1 rRNA gene (cut by a window edge) is annotated in these 2,642 nt (G+C 53.6%); it reads right to left on the bottom strand.

Annotated features, from left to right (window positions below):
* Positions 1 to 26: 26 nt before the first annotated feature.
* A 23S ribosomal RNA gene (locus tag ACZ3HQ_RS29525) occupies positions 27 to 2,642 on the bottom strand (it continues 262 nt past the right edge of the window).

The following is a 2,642-nucleotide window of genomic DNA, read 5'->3' as shown; positions in this document are numbered from 1 at the left end:
GTAAAGACAAGGCTAGTTGAGGTTATATGGTCAAGCCTCTCGGATCATTAGTATCAGTTAGCTCAATACATTGCTGTACTTACACACCTGACCTATCGACCACGTAGTCTACATGGTTCCTTCAGGGGGCTTGTGCCCCGGGAGATCTCATCTTGAGGCGCGCTTCCCGCTTAGATGCTTTCAGCGGTTATCGCTTCCGAACATAGCTACCCGGCAATGCCACTGGCGTGACAACCGGAACACCAGAGGTTCGTCCACTCCGGTCCTCTCGTACTAGGAGCAGCCCCTCTCAAATCTCCAACGCCCATGGCAGATAGGGACCGAACTGTCTCACGACGTTCTGAACCCAGCTCGCGTACCACTTTAAATGGCGAACAGCCATACCCTTGGGACCGACTACAGCCCCAGGATGTGATGAGCCGACATCGAGGTGCCAAACACCGCCGTCGATATGAACTCTTGGGCGGTATCAGCCTGTTATCCCCGGAGTACCTTTTATCCGTTGAGCGATGGCCCTTCCATACAGAACCACCGGATCACTAAGTCCTAGTTTCCTACCTGCTTGATCCGTCGATCTTGCAGTCAAGCACGCTTATGCCTTTGCACACAGTGCGCGATGTCCGACCGCGCTGAGCGTACCTTCGAGCTCCTCCGTTACTCTTTAGGAGGAGACCGCCCCAGTCAAACTACCCACCATACACGGTCCCCGACCCAGATAATGGGCCCAGGTTAGAACGTCAAGCACGACAGGGTGGTATTTCAAGGATGGCTCCACTGCAGCTAGCGCCACAGTTTCATAGCCTCCCACCTATCCTACACAGACGAACTCAACGTTCAGTGTAAAGCTATAGTAAAGGTTCACGGGGTCTTTCCGTCTTGCCACGGGAACGCTGCATCTTCACAGCGATTTCAATTTCACTGAGTCTCGGGTGGAGACAGCGCCGCTGTCGTTACGCCATTCGTGCAGGTCGGAACTTACCCGACAAGGAATTTCGCTACCTTAGGACCGTTATAGTTACGGCCGCCGTTTACTGGGGCTTCGATCAAGAGCTTCGCCTTGCGGCTGACCCCATCAATTAACCTTCCAGCACCGGGCAGGCGTCACACCCTATACGTCCACTTTCGTGTTTGCAGAGTGCTGTGTTTTTGATAAACAGTCGCAGCGGCCTGGTTACTGCGACCCTCTTCAGCTATAGCTCGCACGAGCCACCAAAAAGGGTGCACCTTCTCCCGAAGTTACGGTGCCATGTTGCCTAGTTCCTTCACCCGAGTTCTCTCAAGCGCCTGAGAATTCTCATCCTACCCACCTGTGTCGGTTTACGGTACGGTCTGCGTAAGCTGAAGCTTAGGAGCTTTTCCTGGAAGCGTGGTATCAGTGACTTCGCCATAAAGGCTCGTCTCGGTGCTCGGTCTTAAAGGATCCCGGATTTGCCAAAGATCCAAACCTACCGCCTTTCCCCAGGACAACCAACGCCTGGTACACCTAACCTTCTCCGTCCCTCCATCGCACTTACGCGAGGTGCAGGAATATTAACCTGCTTCCCATCGACTACGACTTTCGTCCTCGCCTTAGGGGCCGACTCACCCTGCGCCGATTAACGTTGCGCAAGGAAACCTTGGGCTTTCGGCGTGCGGGTTTTTCACCCGCATTATCGTTACTCATGTCAGCATTCGCACTTCCGATACCTCCAGCAGACTTCTCAATCCACCTTCAACGGCTTACGGAACGCTCCTCTACCGCGCATACAAAGTATGCACCCCAAGCTTCGGTTCACTGCTTAGCCCCGTTAAATCTTCCCCGCAGACCGACTCGACCAGTGAGCTATTACGCTTTCTTTAAAGGGTGGCTGCTTCTAAGCCAACCTCCTGGCTGTCTGTGCCTTTCCACATGGTTTTCCACTTAGCAGTGAATTTGGGACCTTAGCTGTGGGTCTGGGTTGTTTCCCTTTTCACGACGGACGTTAGCACCCGCCGTGTGTCTCCCATACAGTCCGTCTCGGTATTCGGAGTTTGCAATGGTTTGGTAAGTCGCGATGACCCCCTAGCCATAACAGTGCTCTACCCCCGAGAGGATACATATGAGGCGCTACCTAAATAGCTTTCGAGGAGAACCAGCTATCTCCGGGTTCGATTAGCTTTTCACTCCTAATCACACCTCATCCCCTACCTTTGCAACGGGAGTGGGTTCGGGCCTCCAGTGCGTGTTACCGCACCTTCACCCTGGGCATGACTAGATCACCCGGTTTCGGGTCTACTGCCCGCGACTATGCGCCCTTATCAGACTCGGTTTCCCTTCGCCTCCCCTATACGGTTAAGCTTGCCACGAACAGTAAGTCGCTGACCCATTATACAAAAGGTACGCAGTCACTCCTTGCGGAGCTCCTACTGCTTGTACGCACACGGTTTCAGGTTCTATTTCACTCCCCTCTCCGGGGTTCTTTTCGCCTTTCCCTCACGGTACTGGTTCACTATCGGTCGGTCAGTAGTATTTAGCCTTGGAGGATGGTCCCCCCATGTTCAGACAGGGTTTCACGTGCCCCGCCCTACTCGTCTTCACTGAAATGGCCCTTTCAGATACAGGGCTATCACCTTCTATGGCCGCTCTTTCCAGAGCGTTTTCCTAGAACCAAATCAGCTTAAGG

It is taken from the genome of Streptomyces sp. NPDC018263, from assembly GCF_055562575.1.
This window is presented reverse-complemented; position numbering and strand designations above follow the sequence as displayed.